This is a genomic window from Enterococcus sp. DIV0175, from assembly GCF_050529075.1.
GTDB lineage: Bacteria > Bacillota > Bacilli > Lactobacillales > Enterococcaceae > Enterococcus_B > Enterococcus_B thailandicus.
The window spans coordinates 2549779-2575206 of the sequence record NZ_CP172880.1 but is presented as its reverse complement, the minus strand read 5'-3'; the positions used below and the strand labels follow the sequence as shown (position 1 = coordinate 2575206).

21 protein-coding genes and 1 pseudogene are annotated in these 25428 nt (G+C 37.4%); 19 read left to right on the top strand and 3 right to left on the bottom strand.

What is annotated here, in order from left to right:
• Nucleotides 1-139: 139 nt before the first annotated feature.
• The 6 genes from rsgA (at nt 140) to IGJ76_RS12160 (ending at nt 5599) form a co-directional block, all read left to right on the top strand.
• Nucleotides 140-1036, top strand: a complete 897-nt coding sequence (gene rsgA / locus IGJ76_RS12185) for a ribosome small subunit-dependent GTPase A (RefSeq protein WP_067484694.1) — start codon at nt 140-142, stop codon at nt 1034-1036.
• Nucleotides 1037-1047: 11 nt separating this feature from the next.
• Nucleotides 1048-1698 (top strand): ribulose-phosphate 3-epimerase, encoded by a 651-nt coding sequence (gene rpe, locus IGJ76_RS12180; protein WP_218657988.1) that lies wholly within the window; start codon nt 1048-1050, stop codon nt 1696-1698.
• 1 nt (nt 1699) lies between these two features.
• Entirely contained in the window at nt 1700-2338 is a 639-nt protein-coding gene (locus IGJ76_RS12175) for a thiamine diphosphokinase (RefSeq protein ID WP_218657987.1), read from the top strand.
• 167 nt (nt 2339-2505) lie between these two features.
• Nucleotides 2506-3363 (top strand): rod shape-determining protein MreC, encoded by an 858-nt coding sequence (gene mreC, locus IGJ76_RS12170; protein WP_067484700.1) that lies wholly within the window; start codon nt 2506-2508, stop codon nt 3361-3363.
• Between the two features lie 3 nt (nt 3364-3366).
• The gene (gene mreD / locus IGJ76_RS12165; protein ID WP_067484702.1) at nt 3367-3876 is read left to right on the top strand and encodes a rod shape-determining protein MreD; all 510 of its coding nucleotides are present in this window, start codon (nt 3367-3369) and stop codon (nt 3874-3876) included.
• A gap of 184 nt (nt 3877-4060) precedes the next feature.
• Complete coding sequence (locus IGJ76_RS12160) at nt 4061-5599, top strand: NlpC/P60 family protein (RefSeq protein WP_270608426.1); 1539 nt, start codon at nt 4061-4063, stop codon at nt 5597-5599.
• Nucleotides 5600-5723: 124 nt separating this feature from the next.
• On the opposite strand, the gene IGJ76_RS12155 is transcribed toward IGJ76_RS12160, so the two are convergent.
• A complete protein-coding gene (locus IGJ76_RS12155; protein WP_430596645.1) occupies nt 5724-7526 on the bottom strand; it encodes a M3 family oligoendopeptidase in 1803 nt (600 codons plus the stop codon).
• A 119-nt stretch (nt 7527-7645) separates the two neighbouring features.
• Here IGJ76_RS12155 and IGJ76_RS12150 point away from each other — a divergent pair, with 119 nt between their 5' ends.
• Both IGJ76_RS12150 and IGJ76_RS12145 read left to right on the top strand, forming a co-directional pair.
• On the top strand, nt 7646-8152 hold the full coding sequence (locus IGJ76_RS12150) for a VanZ family protein (protein ID WP_071869029.1): 507 nt from the start codon (nt 7646-7648) through the stop codon (nt 8150-8152).
• A gap of 68 nt (nt 8153-8220) precedes the next feature.
• Nucleotides 8221-8946 (top strand): YebC/PmpR family DNA-binding transcriptional regulator, encoded by a 726-nt coding sequence (locus IGJ76_RS12145; RefSeq protein ID WP_430596644.1) that lies wholly within the window; start codon nt 8221-8223, stop codon nt 8944-8946.
• Between the two features lie 50 nt (nt 8947-8996).
• Here IGJ76_RS12145 and IGJ76_RS12140 read toward each other — a convergent pair whose 3' ends face one another.
• Nucleotides 8997-10397, bottom strand: coding sequence for a L,D-transpeptidase family protein (locus IGJ76_RS12140; protein ID WP_067484712.1), 1401 nt, complete (start codon nt 10395-10397; stop codon nt 8997-8999).
• 200 nt (nt 10398-10597) lie between these two features.
• Nucleotides 10598-11569, bottom strand: a complete 972-nt coding sequence (locus IGJ76_RS12135; protein ID WP_067484713.1) for an L-lactate dehydrogenase — start codon at nt 11567-11569, stop codon at nt 10598-10600.
• Between the two features lie 345 nt (nt 11570-11914).
• On the opposite strand from IGJ76_RS12135, the gene pth reads away from it, so the two are divergent.
• From pth to dusB, 11 genes and pseudogenes are all read left to right on the top strand, one after another.
• The gene (gene pth / locus IGJ76_RS12130; RefSeq protein WP_067484716.1) at nt 11915-12475 is read left to right on the top strand and encodes an aminoacyl-tRNA hydrolase; all 561 of its coding nucleotides are present in this window, start codon (nt 11915-11917) and stop codon (nt 12473-12475) included.
• Nucleotides 12476-12489: 14 nt separating this feature from the next.
• Entirely contained in the window at nt 12490-16011 is a 3522-nt protein-coding gene (gene mfd, locus IGJ76_RS12125) for a transcription-repair coupling factor (protein ID WP_430596643.1), read from the top strand.
• Between the two features lie 15 nt (nt 16012-16026).
• Nucleotides 16027-17625 (top strand): putative polysaccharide biosynthesis protein, encoded by a 1599-nt coding sequence (locus IGJ76_RS12120; RefSeq protein ID WP_083571974.1) that lies wholly within the window; start codon nt 16027-16029, stop codon nt 17623-17625.
• Nucleotides 17626-17634: 9 nt separating this feature from the next.
• Nucleotides 17635-17901, top strand: a complete 267-nt coding sequence (locus tag IGJ76_RS12115) for an RNA-binding S4 domain-containing protein (protein WP_067484722.1) — start codon at nt 17635-17637, stop codon at nt 17899-17901.
• A 71-nt stretch (nt 17902-17972) separates the two neighbouring features.
• A complete protein-coding gene (locus IGJ76_RS12110; protein ID WP_067484725.1) occupies nt 17973-18398 on the top strand; it encodes an FtsB family cell division protein in 426 nt (141 codons plus the stop codon).
• A 44-nt stretch (nt 18399-18442) separates the two neighbouring features.
• Complete coding sequence (locus tag IGJ76_RS12105) at nt 18443-18925, top strand: S1 domain-containing RNA-binding protein (RefSeq protein WP_067484728.1); 483 nt, start codon at nt 18443-18445, stop codon at nt 18923-18925.
• Nucleotides 18926-19078: 153 nt separating this feature from the next.
• Nucleotides 19079-20487, top strand: a pseudogene (tilS, locus tag IGJ76_RS12100) (tRNA lysidine(34) synthetase TilS).
• Nucleotides 20481-21026 (top strand): hypoxanthine phosphoribosyltransferase, encoded by a 546-nt coding sequence (hpt, locus tag IGJ76_RS12095; RefSeq protein WP_067484734.1) that lies wholly within the window; start codon nt 20481-20483, stop codon nt 21024-21026. Before tilS ends, hpt begins: the two are co-directional and overlap by 7 nt.
• Nucleotides 21027-21113: 87 nt before the next feature.
• Nucleotides 21114-23279, top strand: coding sequence for an ATP-dependent zinc metalloprotease FtsH (ftsH, locus tag IGJ76_RS12090; RefSeq protein ID WP_270346719.1), 2166 nt, complete (start codon nt 21114-21116; stop codon nt 23277-23279).
• 234 nt (nt 23280-23513) lie between these two features.
• Entirely contained in the window at nt 23514-24401 is an 888-nt protein-coding gene (gene hslO, locus IGJ76_RS12085; RefSeq protein ID WP_071869035.1) for an Hsp33 family molecular chaperone HslO, read from the top strand.
• On the top strand, nt 24402-25400 hold the full coding sequence (gene dusB, locus IGJ76_RS12080; protein WP_071869036.1) for a tRNA dihydrouridine synthase DusB: 999 nt from the start codon (nt 24402-24404) through the stop codon (nt 25398-25400). It abuts the gene before it with no gap.
• The last annotated feature ends 28 nt before the right edge of the window (nt 25401-25428 follow it).

The following is a 25428-nucleotide window of genomic DNA, read 5'->3' as shown; positions in this document are numbered from 1 at the left end:
TTATGTTGTTAGTGAAAAACTAATGACATAATTCTTTTTTTGTAGAAAAATGTAAAAATAAATTTTCTAGAGTTTAATAAGTTTACTTGTAAAGGCATAAGAATTCTTTTTCCTGTGTTAAAATAAATAAAAAACGGAGGTGGCACAAATCAGAGGACAAATTAGAAAAGCAATCAGTGGTTTTTATTATGTTTATGCCGATGGGGAAACCTACCAAACACGAGGAAGAGGAAATTTTCGTAATCGAAAAATTAGTCCATTAGTTGGTGACCAAGTCATTTTTGAAAGTGAAAATAAAACAGATGGTTATTTGCTGGAAATTTTGCCACGAAAAAATCAATTAGTAAGACCGCCGGTGACGAATGTTGATTTAGGTGTAATCGTAACCAGTTTAGTTGAACCAAATTTCTCAGCGAATTTACTTGATCGCTTTTTAGTGATGCTTGAGTATGAAATGATTCGACCAATTATTTTTCTAACAAAGACAGATTTAGCACCGAATGATCCCAAAATTAAAGAGATTAAAGAAACCTACGAAAAAATTGGTTATCCAGTTATAGTACCGAAGCAATCAGGAGATACAGATGAATTAATTCGTTACTTTCCAGAGCAGCTAACTGTTTTTATGGGGCAATCGGGGGCAGGCAAGTCGACTTTACTTAATCAAATCTCGCCAGAATTACAGTTAGCAACAGCAGAAATTTCAGATTCTCTTGGTCGAGGGAAGCATACTACGCGTCATGTTGAATTGATTCCGTTGTATGATGGATTGGTTGCTGATACACCAGGCTTTAGCTCGATTGACTTTCTGACGATTGAAGCAACGGAGCTACCAAAACAATTTCCGGAATTTGTTGAGGCGTCTGCACATTGTCGTTTCCGTGAATGCATGCATGCGAAAGAACCGGGGTGTGAGGTCAAACGCCGAGTAGAAAATGGCGAAATTGCACAAACGCGTTATGATAACTATTTGCAATTTCTACAAGAAGTTGAAAAGCGCAGACCTGTTTATAAAAAAGAGAGCAAAAGAAAATAGGGGGAAATGAAATGAAATTAGCACCATCAATCTTAAGTGCAGACTTTGCCAACTTACAACGTGATATTGAGTTAGTAGAAAAAGGTGGAGCAGATTACATCCACGTCGATGTTATGGATGGTCAATTTGTACCAAACATTACATTAGGACCAAATGTTGTCCAAGCAATCCGTCCAGTGACTAAATTGCCTTTAGATGTTCATTTGATGATCGTAAATCCAGAAAATTATATTACAGATTTCGCAAAAGCTGGTTCCGACATCATTACTGTTCACGCTGAATCAACACCACATATTCATCGTGCTGCTCAAATGATTAATGATCTAGGAGTGAAATCTGGTGTGGTAATCAATCCTGGTACACCAGTTTCAGCAATTCAGCATGTGTTATCTATAGTCGATCAGGTCTTGGTCATGACGGTAAATCCTGGTTTTGGCGGTCAAAGCTTTATTGAAGAAACTGTTGTTAAAATTGCTGAATTAGACTTGCTTCGCCAAGAAAATGGCTATCATTACGCAATCGAAGTTGATGGTGGAATCGTTCCGGAAACAGCGAAAATTTGTAAAGAGGCAGGAGCAGATGTTTTTGTAGCAGGATCTTACATCTATGCCTCTGAAAATCCAATCCATCAAATTAATCAACTCAAAGAGGCTTTGAGCTAAAATGAAAATTTTATTAGCAGCAGGCGGAGCACCACAAGAATGGCCAGAGATAACAGGCTCTGAGTATGACTATCATGTTGGCATTGACCGTGGAGCGTTATATTTATTGCAACAAGGATTCTCTTTGGAACTAGCTGTAGGTGATTTTGATTCGTTAAATGAGGAAGAACGTACTTATGTTTTCTCACAAGCAGAGCTGGTTATTCAATCGCCAGCAGAAAAAGACGATACTGACACGCAATTAGCATTAGTGTCTACATTCGAGCGCTATCCCGATGCAGATTATACCTTAGTAGGTGCGACTGGTGGACGTTTGGATCATTTATTATCTAATTTGTGGTTAGGACTGGAGCCAAGGTTTCAGCCATATATTCAGCATTTGACTTTGGCAGATCGTCAAAATAATTTGAGTTATTACTTGCCAGGCAGCTACTCAATCAAAAAGATACCAGAAATGAAATACTTGGCTTATTGCTGTTTGACGCCCGTCAGCCATCTGGATATCAAAGAAAGCAAATATGAGTTAGAAAATGCAACTATTACTCAGCCAACTTCGTATGCAAGTAATGAATTTGTTTCTGATACAGCTAAATTTTCATTTGAAACGGGTGTAATAGCTGTAATTCAAAGCAAAGATTAAGGAACTTCTTTGGCTAGAATTTCACAAACGTGGACACTTGAATAACTAAAGCAAGCATAGTGAAAAAGATTTGCTAAAAAAAGATTAAGAGAAGTAACTTGCCTTTTGTTTCAAGGTGTTTAGTGCTAAAATTAAAAACAAGAGTCTAATTAATTCGAGGTGTCTTTGTGAAGAAGTTCAATCCCAATAAAAATATTATTATTACGTTGATTATTGTCATTATTGTGGTGACGATTTTAAGTGTAACGGCTGCTCAACGAGCAAATGAAGGAAAAACTAATATATTTCAATCTGTTGTCAATGACAGTGTTGCTATTATTGACAAAGCTGTTTTCGCACCAGCAAGATGGGTCGGAAATGGTGTGAATTCTGTGCATAATTTATTTTCTACTTATTCTGAGAATGAGCGACTAAAAGAGCGTTTAGATAGTTATGATGAAGTAGCACAGCAAAATAAAAATTATCAAAAAGAAATTGAATCATTGAAGAAAGAACTTGATTTGAATCAAACATTAACCAGTTATGAGAAAGTCACTGCCAACGTTATTACTCGCTCACCTGATAGTTGGCAAGACATGTTGACTGTTGATAAAGGTTCAAGAGATGGTATCGAACCAAACATGGCTGTTATGTCACAAAAAGGTTTAGTTGGACGTATAGTTGAGGTAAATGCAGCTTCTTCCAAAGTTGAGTTATTAACTTCAGCTAATGAAAGCTCAGATCATTTTCCGGTAAAAATTAATTCTGCCAACGGGAATGCTTTTGGATTGCTCAAAGGATATGATGAAGCAAACCAAGCGTTGGTTGCAACACAATTGACTGGTGATACAGACATCAAGGAAGGCGATGTTGTACAGACATCTGGTTTAGGAGGTAATTCACCTGCTAACTTATCAATCGGGACAGTTACAAAAGTTAAACCTGACAGTAACGGTTTAGATCGAGAAGTTTATATCAAACCTTATGCACAGATGTATGACTTATCAGTTGTCACAATCATCCAACGATTAGTGGAGGATGAGTAGCTTATGCTGAAAAAAGAAACGATGAAGTATTACCTACCTGTTATTCTGTTCTTTCTTATGCTTTTGGATGGGCAGGTAACTAGAGTTTTAGGTGAGTGGACAAAAGGTGTCTACATGGCAAATGCGCATTTTTTGATTCTGGCATTACTATTTTGTAGCCTAAGCTTCTCAAAAAGATATCTGTTAATTACGACAATCGTCTTAGGTGCCATTTTTGATATGTATTATATTGGTGTAATTGGTATTTATGCGGTAGCACTTCCCTTAATTGTTTTTATCATGTACTCAATGAGTCAAATCATTCATACAAATATATTTACCGAATTTTTTAGTATGATTATTTTTGTGACTGGATATGAACTATTTACGTTAATTATTCAGCTGATTTTTAAACTTGCGATAGTGAATAAGAATTATTTTATTACCCAGTTTTTAGGCCCAACATTGCTGTTGAACATGATTATTTTTGCTATTTTTGTATTTCCATTTAAGAAATTATTCAGTGATGAATAATTTCTTTTTTTGTTTCTATTTCCTTTTCTAACAATTTTGTCATTTTATAAATGTATTTTGAAATATTTTTGTAACATAACTATTATATCGCTGACATACAGCTATGGTACAATTTTCTTATCGTTAAGAAAGACTTAAATATTTTTAGATATTTATTAAATTAAGCCAGTCGGAGGAATGAAGAGTGAAAAAGAGTTTATTATCAGCAGTAATGGTTTGTTCAATGACTTTAACTGCCGTAGCATCACCGATCGCTGCCGCGGCAGATGATTTCGATTCACAGATCCAACAACAAGATAAGAAAATTGCAGACCTACAAAACCAACAATTAGATGCACAATCACAAATTGATGCTTTGGAAAGTCAAGTTACTGATATTAACACACAAGCTCAAGATTTATTATCAAAACAAGAAACTTTACGTAATGAATCTGCACAATTAGAAAAAGAAATTGCAGATTTACAAGAACGTATTGAAAAACGCCAAGATACAATTCAAAATCAAGCGCGTGAAGCACAAGTGAAAAATACAAGCTCAAATTACATTGATGCTGTAATGGATGCAGACTCATTTGCAGATGCTGTTGGTCGTATTCATGCGATGACAACAATCGTTAAAGCAAACAATGAATTAATTGAACAACAAAAAGAAGATAAAAAAGCTGTTGAAGACAAACAAGCTGAAAACAAACAAAAACAACAAGAACTTGCTGAAAACCAAGCAGCTTTAGAAGCTCAAAAAGGTGATCTTTTATCTGCACAAGCTGACTTAAACGTAATGAAAACTTCATTAGCTGCTGAACAAGCAACTGCTGAAGATAAGAAAGCTGATTTAAATCGCCAAAAAGCAGAAGCAGAAGCTGAACAAGCTCGTATTCGCGAACAAGAACGTTTAGCAGAACAAGCACGTCAACAAGCAGCTCAAGAAAAAGCTGAAAAAGAAGCACGTGAACAAGCAGAAGCTCAAGCTGCTGCACAAACAGCAGTTTCTGAATCTACAGCTACTGAATCAACTGTAGTATCTGAATCTTCAGAAGCAGCAACATCTGATTCTTCAGTAGTAGAAGAATCAACAACGCCTGAATCTTCAGCAACAGAAGAGTCAACAACACCTGAAACTTCAACGCCTGAAGAATCAACTGTACCTGAAACTTCAACACCTGAAGAGTCTACAGTACCTGAAACTTCAGCACCTGAAGAATCAACAACACCGGAAGCTCCTGTAACAGAAGATTCTTCTTCAGAAGCTCCTGTAGTTCAAGAACCAACAACACCAAGTACTGGTAATGGAAACTCAAATACTGGTAACGATGGTTCAACTACACCATCTAAACCTGTTACACCTCCATCAACTGGTGGTTCATCATCTGTTAATGGTTCAGCTATCGTAGCAGAAGCTTACAAATATATTGGTACACCATATGTTTGGGGTGGAAAAACTCCATCAGGATTTGACTGCTCAGGTTTCACACGCTATGTATACTTACAAGTAACTGGTCGTGACATCGGTGGCTATACTGTTCCTCAAGAACAAGCTGGAACAAAAATTTCAGTTTCTCAAGCTAAAGCAGGAGACCTATTATTCTGGGGTTCAGCTGGTGGAACTTACCACGTAGCAATTGCTTTAGGTGGCGGACAATACATCCATGCACCTCAACCAGGTGAAAGTGTAAAAGTTGGCTCAGTTCAATGGTTTGCACCTGACTTTGCAGTTAGCATGTAATTTTAATTGAAAAAATAAAAGAGTTGGGCTGATGCCTAACTCTTTTTTGTTTTTTTTACTTAAATAAAAAGCCTGAACAACTTTTTGGATTGAAAAGTCGTTCAGGTTTTTTGTGTTAAAAGAATTATTGAACAAATTCTTCCGTTAATTCCATGAATTGTTGAATATCCTCTAAAACCATGTCAATTCCGGCTTGCCAGAAATCTGGTTTTGTTAGATCAACACCAAGATGTTTTCTAGCTAGCTCTTCTGTAGTCATTGAAGCTGTATCTCTTAGTAAATCAATGTATTCTTGTTCAAAATTTGTGCCTTTTTGATTAGCATAAGCATAAATTCCCATACTGAATAGATAGCCAAATGTATACGGAAAATTATAAAATGGTACATCATCAATAAAGAAATGTAATTTTGCTGACCAGAAATATGGATGGTAACTAGCCAAGGCATCTTGATAACCTTCTTTTTGCGCGTCAATCATCATCGAAGTTATTTCTTCTTCAGAGACTAATCCTTTTTGACGAGCAGTATAAAAACTGTTTTCAAAAATGAAACGTGAATGAATGTTCATAAACATTGCCAGCGCATTTTGTAACTTAGTATCTAGTAAATTGATTTGTTCTTCTTTGGATTTTGCAGCTTTCAAGGTTGCATCCGCTACAATCAGTTCTGCAAAAGTACTAGCAGTTTCCGCTACATTCATAGCATATTCACGATTTAATGAAGGAAGATCCCACATCGTACTACTATGGAAGGCATGACCAAGTTCATGTGCTAAGGTAGCAACCTCATTTACAGAGTTGCTATAAGTCATGAAAATTCTTGATTCTTTTGTTTCAGGTAATTCAGTACAGTAACCACCTGGGCGTTTTCCTGGGCGATCTTCCGCTTCAATCCAACTTTTTTCAAATGCTGATTGAGCAAAGTCAGCCATTTTAGGGCTGAATTTTTTAAAGTTTTCGACGATAAACGCCGCAGCTTCATCAAAGGTAAATGTTTTTTCTTCTAGGTCGCCTAAAATGATTGGTGCATCTTGATCTTGCCATTCCATTTTTTCTTTGCCAAAAAGATTTGCTTTTCGGGTCAAATAGTCTGCTAAAGGTTGTTTGTTTTTCTCAATCGTTGACCACATAACATCAAGCGTTTCTTTTTTCAAACGATTGTATTCTAACGGTTTTTGCAGATAATCAGTAATGCCGTGAAGCTTATAAGTAGAGAGACGGAAACCATCTAAATGATTTAGTGTATCGCCAAATAGGGGTGCTTTTTCTTTCCATGCTGTTTCCCAAGCAATAAATAATGTTTTACGAATTTCTTGATCAGGATCACTCATCATTTTATTGAATGCTTGTCCAGCGGAAAGTTCAACTGTTTCACCGTTTTGAGTAAAAGGAATCTTAATGCTGGCAACGATGGTATCGTAGTGACTACTCCAAGCGTTTAACCCATCAAGTGATAATGTATTGATAATATTTTCTTCGGATTCTGATAATAATTGCGCACCATCACGACGAAGTTCATTTAAACGAAACGCAAGTAGTTGAAAATTAGAATTTGTGATTAGTGTTTGCCAGTGTTCTTCATTTATTTTTGCAAATTTTGTCGAAAGGACAGTTTCTGCTGACTGTAGTCGAGGAAGAAGTGCATAAAGTTTTCCAGATAAAATTTTCGCTTGTGAATCGTTTACATTTGCAGATAATAGTGCAGTGATGTAGCTGTCACATTGAGTGAATCCATCAGAAATTTTTGCTTGTAATTGTAAAATGGTTTGTAGTTGTTCAAAGTCTTCTGGTGTGAATTCCCAATTCCCAACTAATTGATAATAGTTTTCCATCTGTGATTCAAGCTCAGTCATACGCTCATTTAAGGCTAAAGAATTGCTTCCCCCAGAAAAAATGGAGTCAAGATCCCAGTTTAATGAATAGTTCATAAAAAATCTCCCTTCAATTTTTTGTTCAACATTTAGTATAGCATTATCTAGTAGAAGAAGTCTTTTTTTAGATTGTCGTTTCCGAAAAAAAAAGCTAAGATAAGTAGGAGAGGTGACTTATGAATTCAATCCAAAAACAAATGAAAAATGGAAACTTTTATTTGGTCATTGCTTTGCTGATTGTAGCTGTATTATTTTATAGTTCATCGCAAACGTATGTAGAGCAGTCACAAGTTTCTAGATTAGAAGGCTGGCTTTCTTCACAGCCATTTAAAGAAACATTCGCAACGATTCGCTTTGATTATGGCGGAAGCGAAGTGAGTATTGAGCATTTAGGCTATTTCAAATTTGTAGAGTTTTTTATCCGAAAAGCAGCTCATTTTGGAACATATTTTATTCTAGGGGGTAGTTTGTTCTTAGGTGTGTTTCCTAAGCTAAAAATTTGGTGGTTAACAGGAATTTTAGCATGGTTATCGGCGACAGGATATGCTGGTCTAGATGAGTTTCATCAAATGATGACCGGTGGTAGATCGCCAATGTTTCAAGATGTGATGCTTGACTCAATGGGTGCATTGACGGCTGTTTTATTGTGTATTTTGGTGAAAGGCTGGAAAAAGAAATTGTAAATTTGGAAGATTGCTTTTTTTGTCAGAGGGTCTAAAATGATTAGTGTGAACATAAAGGAGGAGTAGAAATGTCAGGACACAGTAAATGGCACAATATTCAAGGAAGAAAAAATGCCCAAGATGCAAAACGTGGTAAAATTTTTCAAAAACTTTCACGAGAAATCTATATGGCAGCAAAATCAGGTGGGTCTGATCCTACAATGAATCCTGCACTACGTTTAGTGGTAGACAAAGCAAAAGCGGCTAATATGCCAAATGATAATGTAGAACGTGCCATCAAAAAAGCGACAACTGCGGCAGATGAAGCAAATTATGATGAAATTACGTACGAAGGGTACGGTCCAGGTGGCGTAGCGATCTTGGTACATGCGTTGACAGATAATCGAAATCGAACAGCAACCAATGTTCGCGTAGCTTTTACACGTAATGGAGGATCTTTGGGAGAAACGGGGTCCGTTAATTATTTGTTTGATCGTAAGGGCTATTTGGTCATTCAACGTGAAGGATTAGCAGTAGATGAGGAGACAATGTTTGAAGATGTGCTAGAAGCTGGAGCGGAAGATCTGCAAACTTCAGCTGAAGTATTTGAAATCTACACAGCACCTGAAGATTTTGTAGCTGTTCGTGATCAATTAGAAAAAGATGGATTTACTTTTGTCCAGGCTGAATTGACAATGTTTCCCCAAACGATGATTTCATTAACAGATGAGCAACGCGAACAATTAGATAAACTAGTCGATAAATTGGAAGACGACGATGATGTCTCAGAGGTCTTTACTTCTGCTGAAATGTAAAAATAAAAAGGAGTCAACGAACATTTTGTTCGTTGACTCCTTTTTGAGTATTAGAATACCAAAACAGGCGTACCTACTTCGACCATTCCAAATAATTCTTTCATGACACTTGGTGGTGTATTAATACAACCGTGTGAGCCACGAGTTTTCCATAACTCGCCACCATACTCCGGCTGCCAGTCAGAATCATGGATTCCGACGCCGGTCCAGTCGATTGGCATCCAGTAATCTACAGGACTTGCATATGGCGTGCCATCATCGTTGGTTCCCTTTAGAACGGAATTAGTTTCTTTGTTCCAAACGTAAAAGACACCAGCAGGGGTTTGAGTTGTTGGTTTACCAGAAACGATATCTGTTTCAAGTGCGACTTTGCCATCTTTGTAGTACCACATGTGTTGGTTTTGTAAATCAACTTCAATGTAAGTATCTTCAATTAAAGCATGATCAGCAGTTGTGCTTCCTTGAACAATCGGTGAGCGAGTAAAATCTTGACCAGCTAAAATTTGTTTCTTTAGAGCTGCGACTTCATCTTCTGTTTGAATGGTCCAACTGTACGTTCCTGTTGGGACATTTACTTCGCCGCGTTTTGTGCTGTTAAACACGGTATCATTTGTACTTGTATTATATTCTTGACCTAGCTCAGTCACATATTGCGTCATTTTGTCAGTATCTAAATCAATTTTGCCGTCTGAATAAATCAGCCAGCTAGCTAAATCGTTTGTAGGAATTTGGAATGTTTGTCCATTAATGCTATAAGTTGCTTTGACTTTAGCAATATTGTTCATAGCTGTTAATTGTTGATTTAGCTCTTTGTCGTCAGCAGTAACTTTAGCTTTTTGCTTAAAGTCATTCAAGTCGATTTGCTTTTCATTTGTAGCAGCAACTTCTTTGATTTCTTTTACGGTTGCGTCTACGTCAATTGAATCACCGTTAACTTCAGGTGTAATGGCGAAGCCGTCATCTGTTTTTTTGATGGTAGCATCTTGTGTTTGCTTTCGATTACTATTTAAATCATTTAGCTTTGTTGTCAGCGTATCGATTGTAGCGTCTAGTTTTGAATGATCTTGACTAACAGGATCAATTTCTTGTTTTTCAGCTGCTGAAACATAAGTCATCCCCCAAGTCCAACCGTTTTGCTTGGATAAGAGTTTACTTAAATCATCTGAAAAATCATCGCGATAACCTAATTCTGATTTAGCGATTTCTTGCCAAACTTTACCATTTTCTTCAATTGCTAAAGTTGTATTAGAGTAAGTGTCTTTTAATTTCTTGTTTGCCTGATCAACAGTCATATTACTTACATCAATTTCGTTGATCTCAGTATGAGGTAAGAAGTGACTTGTGTAATATGTACTGCGGAAGGTATAAAAGCTGACTAATATCAACAGAACACCAAGTGCTGAAAGAATGCCAATGTGTATCTTTTTTTTGTGTTGGGAAGATCTTGTCATAGAACGATAACTCCTTGAATAATAGAATAGGGTGCATATCGAGTTCATCATAGCATAATTTATTTAAAAAGACGAAGTTTAAATATTCATTATGGAAAAAATTAAACAAAATCTTTTTTGATAATTATTTCAAAATAATAAAAAAGCCGAGACATACATTGTCCCGGCTACAAGTTTCACTTTAACGAAGAAGCACTCAATTAGTCTTCTAAGTTTGCGAATGCTTGGTCTAAAATTTCTTTTAATTGTTTAGCTGAAGCATTCATACGATCTTGTTCTGCATCAGATAATGGAATTTCGATAACTTTTTGGATACCTTGAGCATTGATAACAGCAGGTGCGCCGATATAAATGTCGTTTAATCCATATTGATCTTCCATGTAAACAGATAAAGGTAATACAGCATTTTCGTCATCAAGGATGGCACGAGTAATACGAGCTAATGCAACTGCGATACCATAGAAAGTAGCGCCTTTTTTCTCAATGATTGTGTAAGCTGCGTCGCGTACGCCGAAGAAGATATTTACTAATGCTTCTTCATCTACTTCTGGGTTATTTTTAACCCATTCGTAAATTTGTAGTCCAGCAACGTTTGCGTGTGACCAAACTGGGAATTCTGAGTCACCGTGTTCGCCAAGGATGTAAGCATGGACGTTACGAGCATCAACGTCAACTAATTCAGCAATCTTTTGACGGAAACGAGCTGAGTCAAGAGATGTACCTGAACCGATAACGCGTTCTTTAGGGAAGCCAGAGAATTTCCAAGTTGAGTAAGTCAAGATATCAACTGGGTTAGCAGCAACTAAGAAAATACCATTGAAACCTGATTCAACGATTTGTGTAACAACGTCACGGTTAATTTTTAAGTTTTTATTTACTAAATCTAAACGAGTTTCACCTGGTTTTTGTGGAGCACCAGCAGTGATAACTACAAGGTCAGCATCATGTGCATCTGCATAAGTAGCTGAGTAGATTTTTTTAGGTTGTGTCCAAGCAAGAGCATCAGTTAAGTCTAATGCGTCTCCTTCAGTTTTAGCTGTGTTAATATCTACGATTCCAACTTCTTGAGCGATATTTTGAGTCACTAGAGCGAAAGCATAACTAGAACCTACGGCACCGTCTCCAACAAGAATAACTTTTTTGTGATCTTTAATTTCTGCAGTTGCAGTCATATGTGTATCAATCCTTCCATTGATTTGTTTTTCCCTTGACTATGCTAACACGGATCAGCCTTGCTGTCACGCTATTTGACTAGGAAATATAACAGATAACAAGGTTGTATCATATGTAAAAGCTTACATGTGCGTTATTTCACTATTTCTTGAAACCAATGATTTCATTAAGTTTTGAAGAAATTTTTAATATTTTTATCATTTATTAAACATTCTGTTTTAGTCGAAACAGCTGTTTATGTGTTATACTGTTTTTAAAAATAAAAAAGAAGAATGAACCTTTTAACTGGACTGCTGATTAGCTGTCCAGCATTTTGTGTTCTTTAGAATTAGGTGAATAAATAAATGAAAATGATCGTAGGATTAGGTAATCCTGGAACGAAGTATGAACAAACAAAACACAACATTGGATTTATGGTTGTTGATCGTCTTGCAAAAGAGCATCAAGCGACATTTAAAAAAAATACCTTTGAAGCGGAAGTTGCAGAATTCTTTTACAAGGGAGAAAAGATTTTACTTGTAAAACCGCAAACTTTCATGAATGAATCAGGTCGTTCGGTCGGACCGTTAATGACTTATTTTGGTATTTATCCAGAGGAGTTAATTGTTGTATATGATGATTTAGATTTGGCAGTCGGAAAGATTCGTTTACGCCAAAAGGGAAGTGCCGGCGGACATAATGGAATGAAAAGTATCATTTCTCACTTGGATACGAATATTTTTAATCGTGTAAAAGTTGGGATTGGTCGACCCGAAGGTAAAAAGACGGTGGTTTCACATGTGCTTAGTCCTTTTAGTAAAGAAACACAACCTTTAATAGAAGAAAGTATTCATCAATCGGTTCAAGCAATCAATTTTGTTCTCGATGGGCATTCATTTATTGATACAATGAATCAGTTTAACTAAGAAGGAGAAGCGAAATGGATATTGTTCAATTAGTGGGTCAAGAACCTCAAGTAAAAGAATGGGTGGCTCAGTTAGAAGCAAATACGCCACGGCAATTGATTACTGGGCTAGCAGGATCTGCTAAAACATTACTGATTGCCCACGTTTTCAAAAAAACGAATAAAAATATAATCGTTTTGTTACCAAATTTATATTACGCAAATCAATTAGCGGAAGATTTGCAACACGTCGTTTATCAAGACAACATTCATCTATTTCCAGTAGATGAAGTCTTGTCTGCGGAAATGGCTTTTTCTTCGCCAGAAGCAAGAGCAGAGCGAGTAGCCACATTAAATGCATTGCAGGAAAAGCAAGCAGGAATTTATCTTTTGCCAGTTGCTGCATTACACAAAAGATTACCGAGTAAGAATGCTTGGGTTGATGCACAACTCAACTGGAAAATTGGCGATGAAATTAATGTAGAAAATCTACCGCTCCAATTAGTCCTGATGGGATATGAACGTCAAGAAATGGTTGCAAAACCCGGTGAATTTAGTATTCGCGGAAGTATTGTTGACATTTATCCTTTAACGATGGAACATCCTGTACGGGTGGAGTTGTTTGATGTTGAAATTGATTCGATGCGTTACTTTGAAGCAGAGACACAACGTTCTATTGGACCAACGGAAGAGATTTGGATTTCGCCAACATCAGAGCAAATCTACACAGGAACTGATCTGGAACATGGAATGAAAGAGTTAGAAAAATTACTTGAAAAAAGAGTAGCAACGACTGCTGAAAAAGTCGATCAAGTATTTTTACAGGACTATTTCGGTCAAATTTTGTCAAACTGGCAAGCGGGAATACCAACGGAAGAGGCAAAGCTTTACGCTGATTTGCTGTATCCAACGTCAACCACGATTTTAGATTATTTTCACTCTGATAGCTTCTTGATGGTGGATGATTATCCAAGGATGATGGAAACAAATCGAGAAATTGAACGAGAAGCAGCTGAATGGCAGACACAAAAAATTAGTGAACTTCGTGTTTTTTCAGAACAGAGTTTTGTTACAGATGTTCATAAATTGATTCAAAAAGAACAGTTTTCGACAACCTTTTTTGCTTTGTTCCAAAAAGGAATGGGCAATTTGAAATTTCACGCCATTTATTCGTTTCAATATCGGACGATGCAGCAATTTTTTGGTCAAATGCCGTTGTTGAAAACGGAAATTGATCGTTGGCGCAAACAAAAGCAGACAGTCATGATTTATATTCCAACCAAGGAACGAATTCGTAAAGTAGAAGAATTATTACGCGATGACGATATTTTAGCCATTGAAACGGCAAATGATGAGCTAATCGTCGGACAAGTGCAATTAGTTGAAGGGGCACTACAAAATGGTTTTGAATTGCCACAAGGAAAAATCGTGGTCATTACCGAAAAAGAAATTTTCCAAAAGACAACGAAAAAACGAGCTCGTCGCCAAACGGTTACGAATGCAGAACGTTTAAAGAGTTATAACGAATTAAAAGCTGGCGATTATGTTGTTCATGCGAATCATGGGATCGGAAAATATATCGGGATGGAAACGCTCGAAGTCGATGGCGTTCATCAAGATTACATGACGATTTTATACCAAAATGACGACAAATTATTTATCCCTGTCACTCAGTTGAATTTGATTCAAAAATATGTTGCGTCTGAATCAAAAGCTCCACGAATCAATAAGTTGGGTGGTAGTGAGTGGACGAAAACCAAGCGGAAAGTATCTTCTAAAATCGAAGATATCGCGGATGATCTAATCAAATTATACGCAGCCAGAGAGTCCGAGATTGGCTATGCTTTTGGGCCAGATGATGGGTATCAAAAAGAATTTGAAGAAGCATTTCCTTATTCTGAAACAGATGACCAACTGCGTAGTTCTTCGGAAATCAAGCGTGATATGGAAAAAGAAAAACCAATGGATCGTCTGCTGGTAGGTGATGTAGGATATGGTAAAACGGAAGTTGCTTTGCGAGCTGCTTTTAAAGCTGTGAAGGAAAGCAAACAAGTGGCATTTTTAGTTCCCACGACCATTCTTGCACAACAACATTATGAAACAATGCTAGAACGTTTTGAAGGTTTTCCAATTAATATTGGCTTGCTGAGCCGTTTTCGAACGAAAAAGCAACAAAAAGAAACGATTGAACAATTGCGTACGGGACAAGTAGACATTGTTGTCGGAACGCATCGTATTTTATCAAAAGATATTGAATTTAGTGACTTAGGCTTATTGATTATTGATGAAGAACAACGATTTGGCGTGAAGCACAAAGAACGGTTGAAACAACTTCGGGCGCAAGTAGATGTATTGACATTAACAGCGACACCAATACCGAGAACGTTGCATATGTCGATGTTGGGTGTACGAGATTTATCGGTGATTGAAACACCGCCGGCAAATCGTTACCCAATTCAAACTTATGTTATGGAGAAGAATCCTGGAGCAATTCGAGAAGCGATTCATCGTGAAATGGGACGCGGCGGTCAAGTTTTTTATCTCTATAATCGAGTGGAAACCATTGAGCAAAAAGTTGAAGAAATCCAAGAGTTAGTTCCGGAAGCGAGAATTGGTTACGCTCATGGTCAAATGACGGAAGTTCAATTAGAAAATACGTTGTTTGATTTTGTTGAAGGACAATATGATGTGTTAGTCACGACCACAATTATTGAAACAGGCGTGGATATTCCAAATGCAAATACGCTATTTGTTGAAAATGCCGATTATATGGGTTTATCAACTCTTTATCAGCTACGTGGCCGAGTGGGGCGAAGCAATCGAGTGGCATATGCTTACTTCATGTATGAACCACAAAAGATTCTCAATGAAGTTAGTGAAAAACGATTGCAAGCAATCAAGGATTTTACAGAACTAGGATCAGGCTTTAAAATTGCGATGCGTGATTTGTCTATTCGTGGTGCTGGTAATCTATTAGGTGCGCAACAGCATGGCTTTATCGATGCAGTCGGTTTTGATATGTATTCACAAATGTTAAGTGAAGCTGTCGCTCGTAAACAAGGAAAAAATAATCAAGTTGAAAAAACAACTGTGGAGATCGACCTCGGTGTGGATGCTTACTTACCAGATACTTATGTTTCAGATCAACGTCAAAAAATTGAAATCTATAAGCGGATTCGGGAGCTGGAATCACAAGAAATGTTGGACGAGCTTGAAGATGATCTATTGGATCGTTTTGGTGAGTATCCTGAAGAAGTTGCTCATCTATTAACAGTTGGACAATTGAAAATGGATGGTGATCGTGCCTTATTAGAAACGATGCGTAAGCAACAAGAAACAGTAATTTTCACGCTAAGTAAGGTTGGTACGAAACGCTATTCTGTTGAACAATTGTTTGAGGCGTTAAGTGAAACAACGTTGAAAGCAGGTTTAGGTGTTGAAAAGGAAAAAATGGTTATCCGCTTAACCATTCCTAAAACAATGAGTGAAGCTGTTTGGTTATTAGAAATCCAACGTTTTGTTAAAGCATTGCGACAACAAAAATATTTGTCGGTATAGGAAGGAGCGATTCCCTTGGACCACAAAGAAATGCGTCAAGTGATGCAAGGAGCGGTGATTTTGACCGTAGCTTCTTTTATTGCTAAAGTTTTAAGCGCACTTTATCGAATTCCTCTTCAAAACTTAGTTGGTGATGAAGGATTTTATGTTTATCAACAAGTGTATCCGATTTATGGCATTGCGATGGCCTTGGCACTATCGGGGTTACCACAATTTATTTCAAAATATGTTGCAGAAAAAAAAGAACCATTAAAACAACGGGAAGCACTAAAAGAACTATATCCCTTAGTTTTTTGGACAGGTGTTTGTTTATGGTTAGGTGTCTGGTTATTTAGTGGCGTTTTAGCACAAATGATGGGTGATTATCAACTGAAACCTTTGATTGAAGTTGTTTCCTTCACCTTTTTATTGATGCCTGGTTTGTCTTTTTATCGAGGAAACTTTCAGGGGCATTTTTTGATGGAACCAACGGCTATCTCACAAGTTGTGGAACAAATTGTTCGCGTGTCGATTATCGTGTTCAGTGCATTTGCGTTTAAACAGTATAGTTGGGATGTTTACGAAACGGGAACTGCTGCAATGAGTGGTGCCGTAGTAGGTGGCTTATGCGCGTATCTTGTTCTTTATTATTATGAACAAAAAATTCATGGAGGGGCAATGCGCTTTCGAAGCTTCCCTATTTTCTCGCAACCAAGTAAGTGGCTGATACGTCGTTTCTTGGTTGAGGGTGGTTTAGTTTCGATTTACAGTGGATTATTGATTTTCTTTCAATTAATTGATTCATTTTTTGTAAAGAATGCGTTGCAAATCTATGGTTTGAGTGAACATGCGTCTAAAATAGCTAAAGGAGTCTACGATCGTGGCCAGCCATTAGTACAATTAGGGCTAGTTATTGCAACGGCATTGAGTGCCACTTTTTTACCGACGTTGACTAGATATTTAGCAGATGCTGTTTATGGACAATTTGTGAAGACTGCTAAGATGTATCTGCGGTTAACGACGGCACTAGCTTTGGCGGCTTCCGTCGGGTTAGCAATGTTACTACCTTATATCAACTATGCGTTGTTTAAAGACTACGCAGGAAATGCGACTTTAGTGCTGTTTGTGTTTGCAATTGTCTTAACCGCCGTGATCCAAGCTTACCAAAGTATTGCGCAAAGTAAGAATTCTTTTCGTCCATCCTTGAAAGGTGCTGGCTGGGGACTATTAGTAAAATTATTAACAACAGCATTGTTTACACAATGGTTTGGAACGATTGGGGCAAGTCTATCAACCTTACTTGGTTTAGTAGTGACTCTTTGGTATTTTATTCATATAGAAACAACTGAGGTGAATGCCTTTTGGAAAGAGCGGGCTTTTGGCAAAAAATTGTTACAAAGTTTAGCTTGGATGATTTTTGTTCTATTTATTTATTATGGAGTAATCCAAGTGATTGTTGGACCGGTCATGCATCGGTCGGGTGCATTACTCATTAGTCTTATCGGTGTCGCAATTGGCGGATTAACATTTGTCTTTGCGGTCATCTCGTTGAAAGTTTTTACCATTCGTGAGTGGTTGTTGTTGCCTTTTGGTAAAAAAATTCTACGATTCAATCAAAAATTCAAGAAAAAGTGAGGATATTTTATGCGATTAGATAAATTTATGAAAATTTCTCGAATTATCAAGCGACGTTCTGTAGCAAAAGAAGTGGCTGATAAAGGAAGAATTCAAGTAAATGGCAAGTTAGCAAAATCTTCAAGTGATGTAAAAGTTGGCGATGTCTTAAAAATCCAATTTGGGAACAAGACAATGGAAATCAAAGTCAATGAACTTCATGAGTCAACCAAAAAAGAAGATGCACAAAAAATGTACGAAATTATTTCAGAAACAAGAACAGAAAACGTAAATTAATAGATTAGACAAGCTTTATTGATATTGGTATAATAGAAAAGACAAGCCAAAACAGATTGGAGCGAAAGCAAGTGGCAAAAAAAAGCAATAAAATTGCTGCGTTAGATACAGATTACACAAAGAAAAAATACGCTGAGTTTCAAAAGCAACAACGTCAGCTCGTTTTTCGCAGACGTCGGTTAGCGGTCATCTTATTAGGCGCTTTGGTCATTTTTTCAATCATTGGTGTGCAGATTTTCCGAGATATGCAACGTCTAGATAAACTAGCTGAGCTAAAAGTCGAAGCTACCACGGAAATGAAAGAAGTCAAAGCAGACGTCTCGCAATTAAAATCAGATGTCTCGCTGCTGAAGGATGACGACTATGTCGCAAAGCTTGCCAGAAGCAAATTCTTTTATTCCAAAGAAGGCGAGCAAGTCTATCCAGTATTAGAATCTAATACAAGCAGTTCAACAGAAGAAACAAACCAATCAACGAGTTCTACAACTGCAAAATAAGCAGGAATATAAATTGGGTAATAAATAGGAGGAACATTTTTTTTATGTCAATCGAGGTAGGAGCAAAACTGCAAGGAAAAGTATCAGGTATTACAAATTTTGGTGCATTTATTGATTTAGGTTCTGGTAAAACAGGTTTAGTCCATATCAGTGAAGTATCGAACGGTTTTGTAAAAGATATTCATGATGTATTAAGTGTTGGCGATGAGGTGACAGTAAAAGTTACATCTGTTGGTGATGACGGAAAAATTGGATTATCCATTCGTAAAGCACAAGAACAACCAGAAAGCGCTGGTAAAGAAACAAGTCATAATGCAAAGAAATTTCAACATCAAAATAAGGAACCTCGAGAAAATCGTACTCGCTCAACACCTAAAAAATCTTTCTCTCGCAGTCAGCCTTCAAATACGAAAGAAGACTTCGATTCATTGATGAGTTCATTTTTGAAAGATAGTGATGATCGACTAACTTCATTAAAACGTAACACTGAAGGAAAACGTGGAGGTCGCGGCGGACGTCGTAGCTAATAAAGATGACGAATCATCCGAACGTTTTTCTTGCCATTCGTAGTTTAGGAGAACGTTTGTTGAACACATCATTATTCGTACCAAACAAAAATATAGCTGGGACAAAACATTGGCTTCGTTTTGTCTCGGCTTTTCTTTTTTGAGAGGAGGTAGATTATCGTGAAAGAACGGTTTAGTAGAGTAGGACAGCAAAAAAAATTTTGGTCGGAAACAACCAAAATTTTAGTTGCAGTTTCTGGTGGAGTAGATTCAATGGTTTTATTGGATTTATTGTTAGCTGCACAACAAAAAAATTTCTTTGCTTTGGGCGTTGTTCATATCAATCATCAGTTACGGGTAGAATCTGCTGAGGAAGAACATTATTTACAAACGTATACGGCAGCAAAGAACCTTCCATTTTATTCCATTACATGGGAACGGCCTGCTGAAACAGGAATTGAAACAGCTGCGCGTCAATTTCGTTATCAAACTTTTTCTCGAATCATGCACGAGGAAGGCTATGATACGTTGATGACTGCCCATCATGGAGATGACCAAATTGAAACGATTTTGATGAAAATTTTAAGAGGGGGACAATTGAGTAGCTTTGCTGGAATCAAAGAAATACAACCATTTGCAACAGGAAGGTTAATTCGTCCATTACTAAGTTATAGTAAGGAACAATTATATGAATATGCTAAAGAACGGCAGTTGATTTATTTTGAAGATGTAACAAATCAGAAATTAGATGTACAAAGAAATCGGCTGCGTCACTTAGTTATCCCACGATTAAAAGAAGAAAACTCGCAAACTTTAAGTCATTTCCAACGATTTTCAAAGCAAATTCAATGGGCGGATGAACTGATTCAAAAACAGATGAATGAAAAAGTAACTGAACTTCTCCAACCATTAGCCAATGGCTGGCAAATTTCTGTAGCGAAAATTTCCGAAATGGCTGAAAGTGAACGCTATTTTTTTCTTCATGCGCTTTTTGAACAGTTGTTTAACGAAACAACGGTCGCAGTAAAAGAGCAGCAAATTTTATTTCTAGTGAATCAATGGAAAAGTGATAAAAGCCAATGGCAGTTTGATTTAGGTAAAGGTTGGCTGTTTAAAAAAGAGTATACGAATGTCAGAATTGAACAGCTCCAACCAGTGCAAAGCTTCGTGCCACGGATGCTGCTTCCAAACCAGCCGATTTATTTAAGTGATTCACAATGGATTGGTTTGTTTTCAAGTGACAAGCTAGCTGTACCAGAAAATCTTGCTGATTGGTCGGAATTTAGACATGATTTGTGGCTCGAAGACGGTACGAAACTTCAGGTGGATCAACGACATCCGGGTGATCGGGTTCGTTTGACTGAAACGCTTACGAAGAAAGTTTCCCGTTACTTTATTGACAAAAAAATCCCTGATTCACACAGGGAACAAGCATGGTTGATTACAGATGAGCAAAGAAACGTGTATAGTGTTGTTCCTTTTACCTTTTCTTATTTGAGTATTGACAAAGAAACTGATAAAATACACTACATACTTCTTTACAAATATCAAAAGAAGCAACTGGAAGGAGAACCCAATGTTAGAAAAGGATATTGAGAAAGTTTTGATTTCAAAAGAAGAAATACAAGCTCGTTGTGAAGAACTGGGCAAAGAATTAACTGAAACTTATCGTGATAAAAATCCACTAGTAGTCGGCGTATTAAAAGGAGCTGTTCCTTTTATGGCAGACATCGTGCGTTCAATTGACACTTATTTAGAGTTAGATTTCATGGATGTTTCAAGTTACGGAAATGCTACTGTATCTTCTGGTGAAGTAAAAATCGTAAAAGACTTAGATACAAACGTTGAAGGTCGTGACTTGTTGATCGTTGAAGATATCATCGATAGTGGTCGAACACTTGCATACTTAGTTGATCTTTTTAAATATCGTAAAGCAAATTCCGTGAAAATTGTTACTTTATTAGATAAACGAGAAGGACGCGTAGTGGATATCGAAGCGGATTATGTTGGTTTTAACGTACCTAATGAATTTGTTGTAGGTTACGGTTTAGACTATGCAGAAGCTTATCGAAACCTTCCTTATGTTGGGGTCTTAAAACCTAGTGTTTATCAGTCAAATTAGTGCCTTTTCTGAAATGAGTTATGTTACAATGAAATGGTCAGGATTGATAAAAATTTCTAAATCAATTAGTGTTTAAGGAGGGTAACTATGAACAAAAAGAATAACGGCATGATGAAAAATGCCTTATATTATGTCCTCGTAATTTTGGCGATGGTCATGGTGGTCTATTTTATTTTTGGTAACAATAGCCAGCAGTCGTCAGACATCGAGTACTCAAAATTTACTGAACAATTAGAGTCAGGGAAAATCAAAGAATTTAGTGTTCAACCTGCAAACGGTGTGTATAAAATCACTGGTGAATACAAGGAACAACAAACAGTTAGCAACAGTGGCGGTTTAGCGATCCTAGGTTCAACTGATGTATCAACAACACACTTCACAACTATCATTTTGCCAAACGACACAACGTTAAGTCAGGTAACAGACTTGGCAAGACAACATGATGTAGGAACAACAATTAAAGAAGAGTCAAGTAGCGGTATATGGGTATCTCTACTATTAAGCTTCTTGCCAATTGTCATCATCATTTTCTTCTTCTATATGATGATGGGTCAACAAGGTGGTGGCGGTGGCGGCGGTGGCCGAGTGATGAACTTCGGTAAATCAAAAGCCAAAGAAGCCGACAAAAAAGCCAACCGTGTTCGTTTTTCTGACGTTGCTGGTGCAGAAGAAGAAAAACAAGAACTTGTTGAAGTCGTTGAGTTTTTGAAAGATCCTCGTCGATTTGTTGAATTAGGTGCAAGAATTCCAGCGGGTGTTCTTTTAGAAGGACCTCCAGGAACAGGTAAAACGTTATTAGCGAAAGCTGTTGCCGGTGAAGCTGGCGTACCTTTCTACTCCATTTCTGGTTCTGATTTCGTTGAAATGTTCGTCGGTGTTGGGGCAAGTCGTGTACGTGATTTGTTTGAAACAGCGAAGAAAAATGCACCAGCAATCATTTTCATTGACGAAATTGATGCTGTTGGTCGTCAACGTGGAGCTGGTATGGGTGGCGGACACGATGAACGTGAACAAACATTGAACCAATTATTGGTAGAAATGGATGGATTTGACGGAAATGAAGGCGTAATTGTGATTGCCGCAACGAACCGTTCAGATGTCTTAGATCCAGCGTTGTTACGTCCAGGTCGTTTTGACCGCCAAATTTTGGTTGGTCGTCCAGATGTCAAAGGTCGTGAAGCCATTTTACGTGTTCATGCTAAAAATAAACCTTTAGCAGACGACGTTGATTTAAAAGTGGTTGCACAACAAACACCAGGATTTGCTGGTGCAGACTTAGAAAATGTCTTAAACGAAGCTGCTTTGGTAGCCGCTCGTCGTAATAAAAAGAAAATTGATGCATCTGATATTGATGAAGCAGAAGATCGCGTTATTGCTGGTCCTGCTAAGAAAGATCGCGTAATTAACAAGAAAGAACGCGAAATGGTTGCTTACCATGAAGCTGGGCATACAATTGTTGGTTTAGTCTTAAGCCGCGCACGTATCGTTCATAAAGTAACAATCATCCCTCGTGGGCGTGCTGGCGGGTACATGATCGCTTTACCAAAAGAAGATCAGTTCTTGATGACAAAAGAAGATATGTTTGAACAAATCGTTGGCTTACTTGGTGGTCGTACAGCTGAAGAAATTATTTTTGGCGTTCAATCAACAGGTGCTTCAAATGACTTTGAACAAGCTACTTCATTAGCTAGAAGCATGGTTACTGAATATGGAATGAGTGATCGACTTGGTCCAGTTCAATACGAAGGAAACCATCAAGTCTTTGTTGGCCGTGATTATGGTCAAACAAAAGCTTACTCTGAACAAGTTGCATTTGAAATTGACCAAGAAGTTCGCAAGATTTTGATGGATGCTCATCAAAAAGCGCATGAAATTATCGAAGCACACCGTGAACAACATAAGTTGATTGCAGAAAAACTTCTTGAGTTTGAAACACTAGATGCAAAAGCAATTAAATCATTGTTCGAACGTGGCGTGATGCCAGAAGGAACAGAGTCTGCGGATTATCCAAGTGAGAAAGAAGCACAAACGTTTGAAGAAGCAAAACGTGCTTTAGAAGAAAAAGATGCGGAGAAACAAGCAGAAGAAAAACAAGATTTTGAAGAAACAAAACAAGAACTAAAAGACGAAGCTGAAGAAGTAAAATTGGCCAGTGAAGAAACTGGTTCAGAAGTTGCTGAAGAAGAAAAAGACAAAGACAAAGACACAGAGTCTGATTACGACAAAAACAACTTTGAAGATCGTTATAAATAGTAAAATGTTTTGAAGCTGGGACAATTAAATGTCCCAGCTTTTTTCTTTGGATTCACTCAATTTAGTTTTTCTATTGAGTAGTTTGAATTAGAAATTTGTACACAAACAAAATTGATTTCTTTTTTGTTCAGTTTTATTTATTATTAAGCTCTGATTTCAAAAGTTGAAAAAAATGAAAGTTGCTAGTATGATTCACTAGGAGCTGAAAAATCAAAAAAAGGGGTACATACAATAATGGAAGATTATTTAGTTAAAGCACTAGCACATGATGGTTTTGTTCGTGCTTATGCAGTACAAGCAACAAATACAGTGGCAGAAGCACAACGTCGCCACGATACATGGCATACATCGTCGGCAGCGTTAGGCCGTACACTAGTCGGTAGTTTATTATTAGGAGCGACACTAAAAGGTGAAGATAAATTAACGGTTCGCATTCAAGGCGACGGTCCAGCTGTTGGAATCGTTGTTGACGCAAATGGTAAAGGCGATGTAAAAGGATATATTAAAAATCCACATTTGAGTTTGCCGTTGAATGCTGAAGGGAAAATTGATGTTCGTGGTGCAGTAGGTACACAAGGAATGTTCACTGTAACTAAGGATTTGGGATTAAAAGAACCTTTTTCTGGACAGACACCCATCGTTTCGGGGGAAATTGCGGAAGACTTTACTTACTACTTAGCTATTTCTGAGCAAATTCCATCAGCAGTTGGCCTAAGTGTCCTAGTAAATACAGATGACAGCATCAAAACAGCTGGTGGATTTATGATCCAAATTATGCCAGGTGCAGATGAAGAAACAATTTCAAAAATTGAAGACCAATTGAAAACAACACCAAGAATATCAACATTGCTTGATGAAGGTCACACACCTGAAGAAATTTTGAAAGGATTATTAGGAACAGAAGAGTTAAATATCTTAGAAAAAATGCCTGTTCAATTTGCTTGTGACTGCTCAAAAGAAAAATTTGCAGAAGCTATCATTGCACTGGGCACAGAAGAAATTCAAGCAATGATTGATGAAGACCATGGTGCAGAAGCAGTTTGTTCATTTTGTAATAATAAGTACGAGTATTCTGAACAAGAATTATTAGCGCTGAAAGAAGAAGCAGTAGGAGGAATTTAGTTGAAACATCAATGGAAAATTGGAAACGTTGAAATTCCGAATCGCGTAGTTGTTGCGCCAATGGCTGGAATTAGTAACTCTGCTTTTCGAGTAACAGTTAAAGAATTTGGTGCAGGACTAGTCGTTTGTGAGATGATTAGCGATCAAGGTATTCATTTTCGAAACAAAAAAACGTTAGAAATGCTTCATATTGAAGAGGCAGAACATCCACTAAGTGTCCAAATTTTTGGTGGAAATAAAGATAGCTTGGTTGAGGCTGCACAGTTTGTACAAGAAAATACGACAGCAGATATTATTGATATCAATATGGGGTGTCCTGTAAACAAAGTTATTAAGGCAGAAGCGGGAGCAAAGTGGTTACTTGATCCAGACAAAGTTTATGAAATGGTTCATGCTGTATCTTCTGCTGTAGATATTCCTGTCACGGTTAAGATGCGAATTGGTTGGGATGATCAACACATTTTTGCCGTGCAAAACGCGTTAGCAGCAGAGTCGGCTGGAGCAGGAGCAATTGCTATGCATGGTCGTACTAGAGTGCAGATGTATGAGGGCGAAGCTGATTGGGAAATTTTGAAAGAAGTGAAACAGCATTTAACGATTCCTTTTATGGGGAACGGAGATGTCAAAACACCCGAAGATGCGAAACGTATGTTGGAGTATGTCGGAGCAGATGGTGTGATGATTGGGCGAGCAGCATTAGGCAACCCTTGGATGATTCACCGTACGCAACATTATTTAGAAACAGGTGAACTAATCCCTGAACCGACGCCGGCTGAAAAAATTGCGACAGCAAAACTTCATTTGCAACGTTTAACTGACTTAAAAGGGGAACAAGTAGCCTGTCGCGAATTTCGAACACATGCTTCCTACTATTTAAAAGGGATTTCTCGCGCAGCTAAAGTAAAAGTAGCAATCAACCATTCTGAAAACCAACAGGAAATCAATGATTTGCTTGAAGCTTTTTTAGAAAAAACGGAAAAAGTTGCTATAAAACATTAAACAGATTTCTAAGATTTTTGTGAATTTC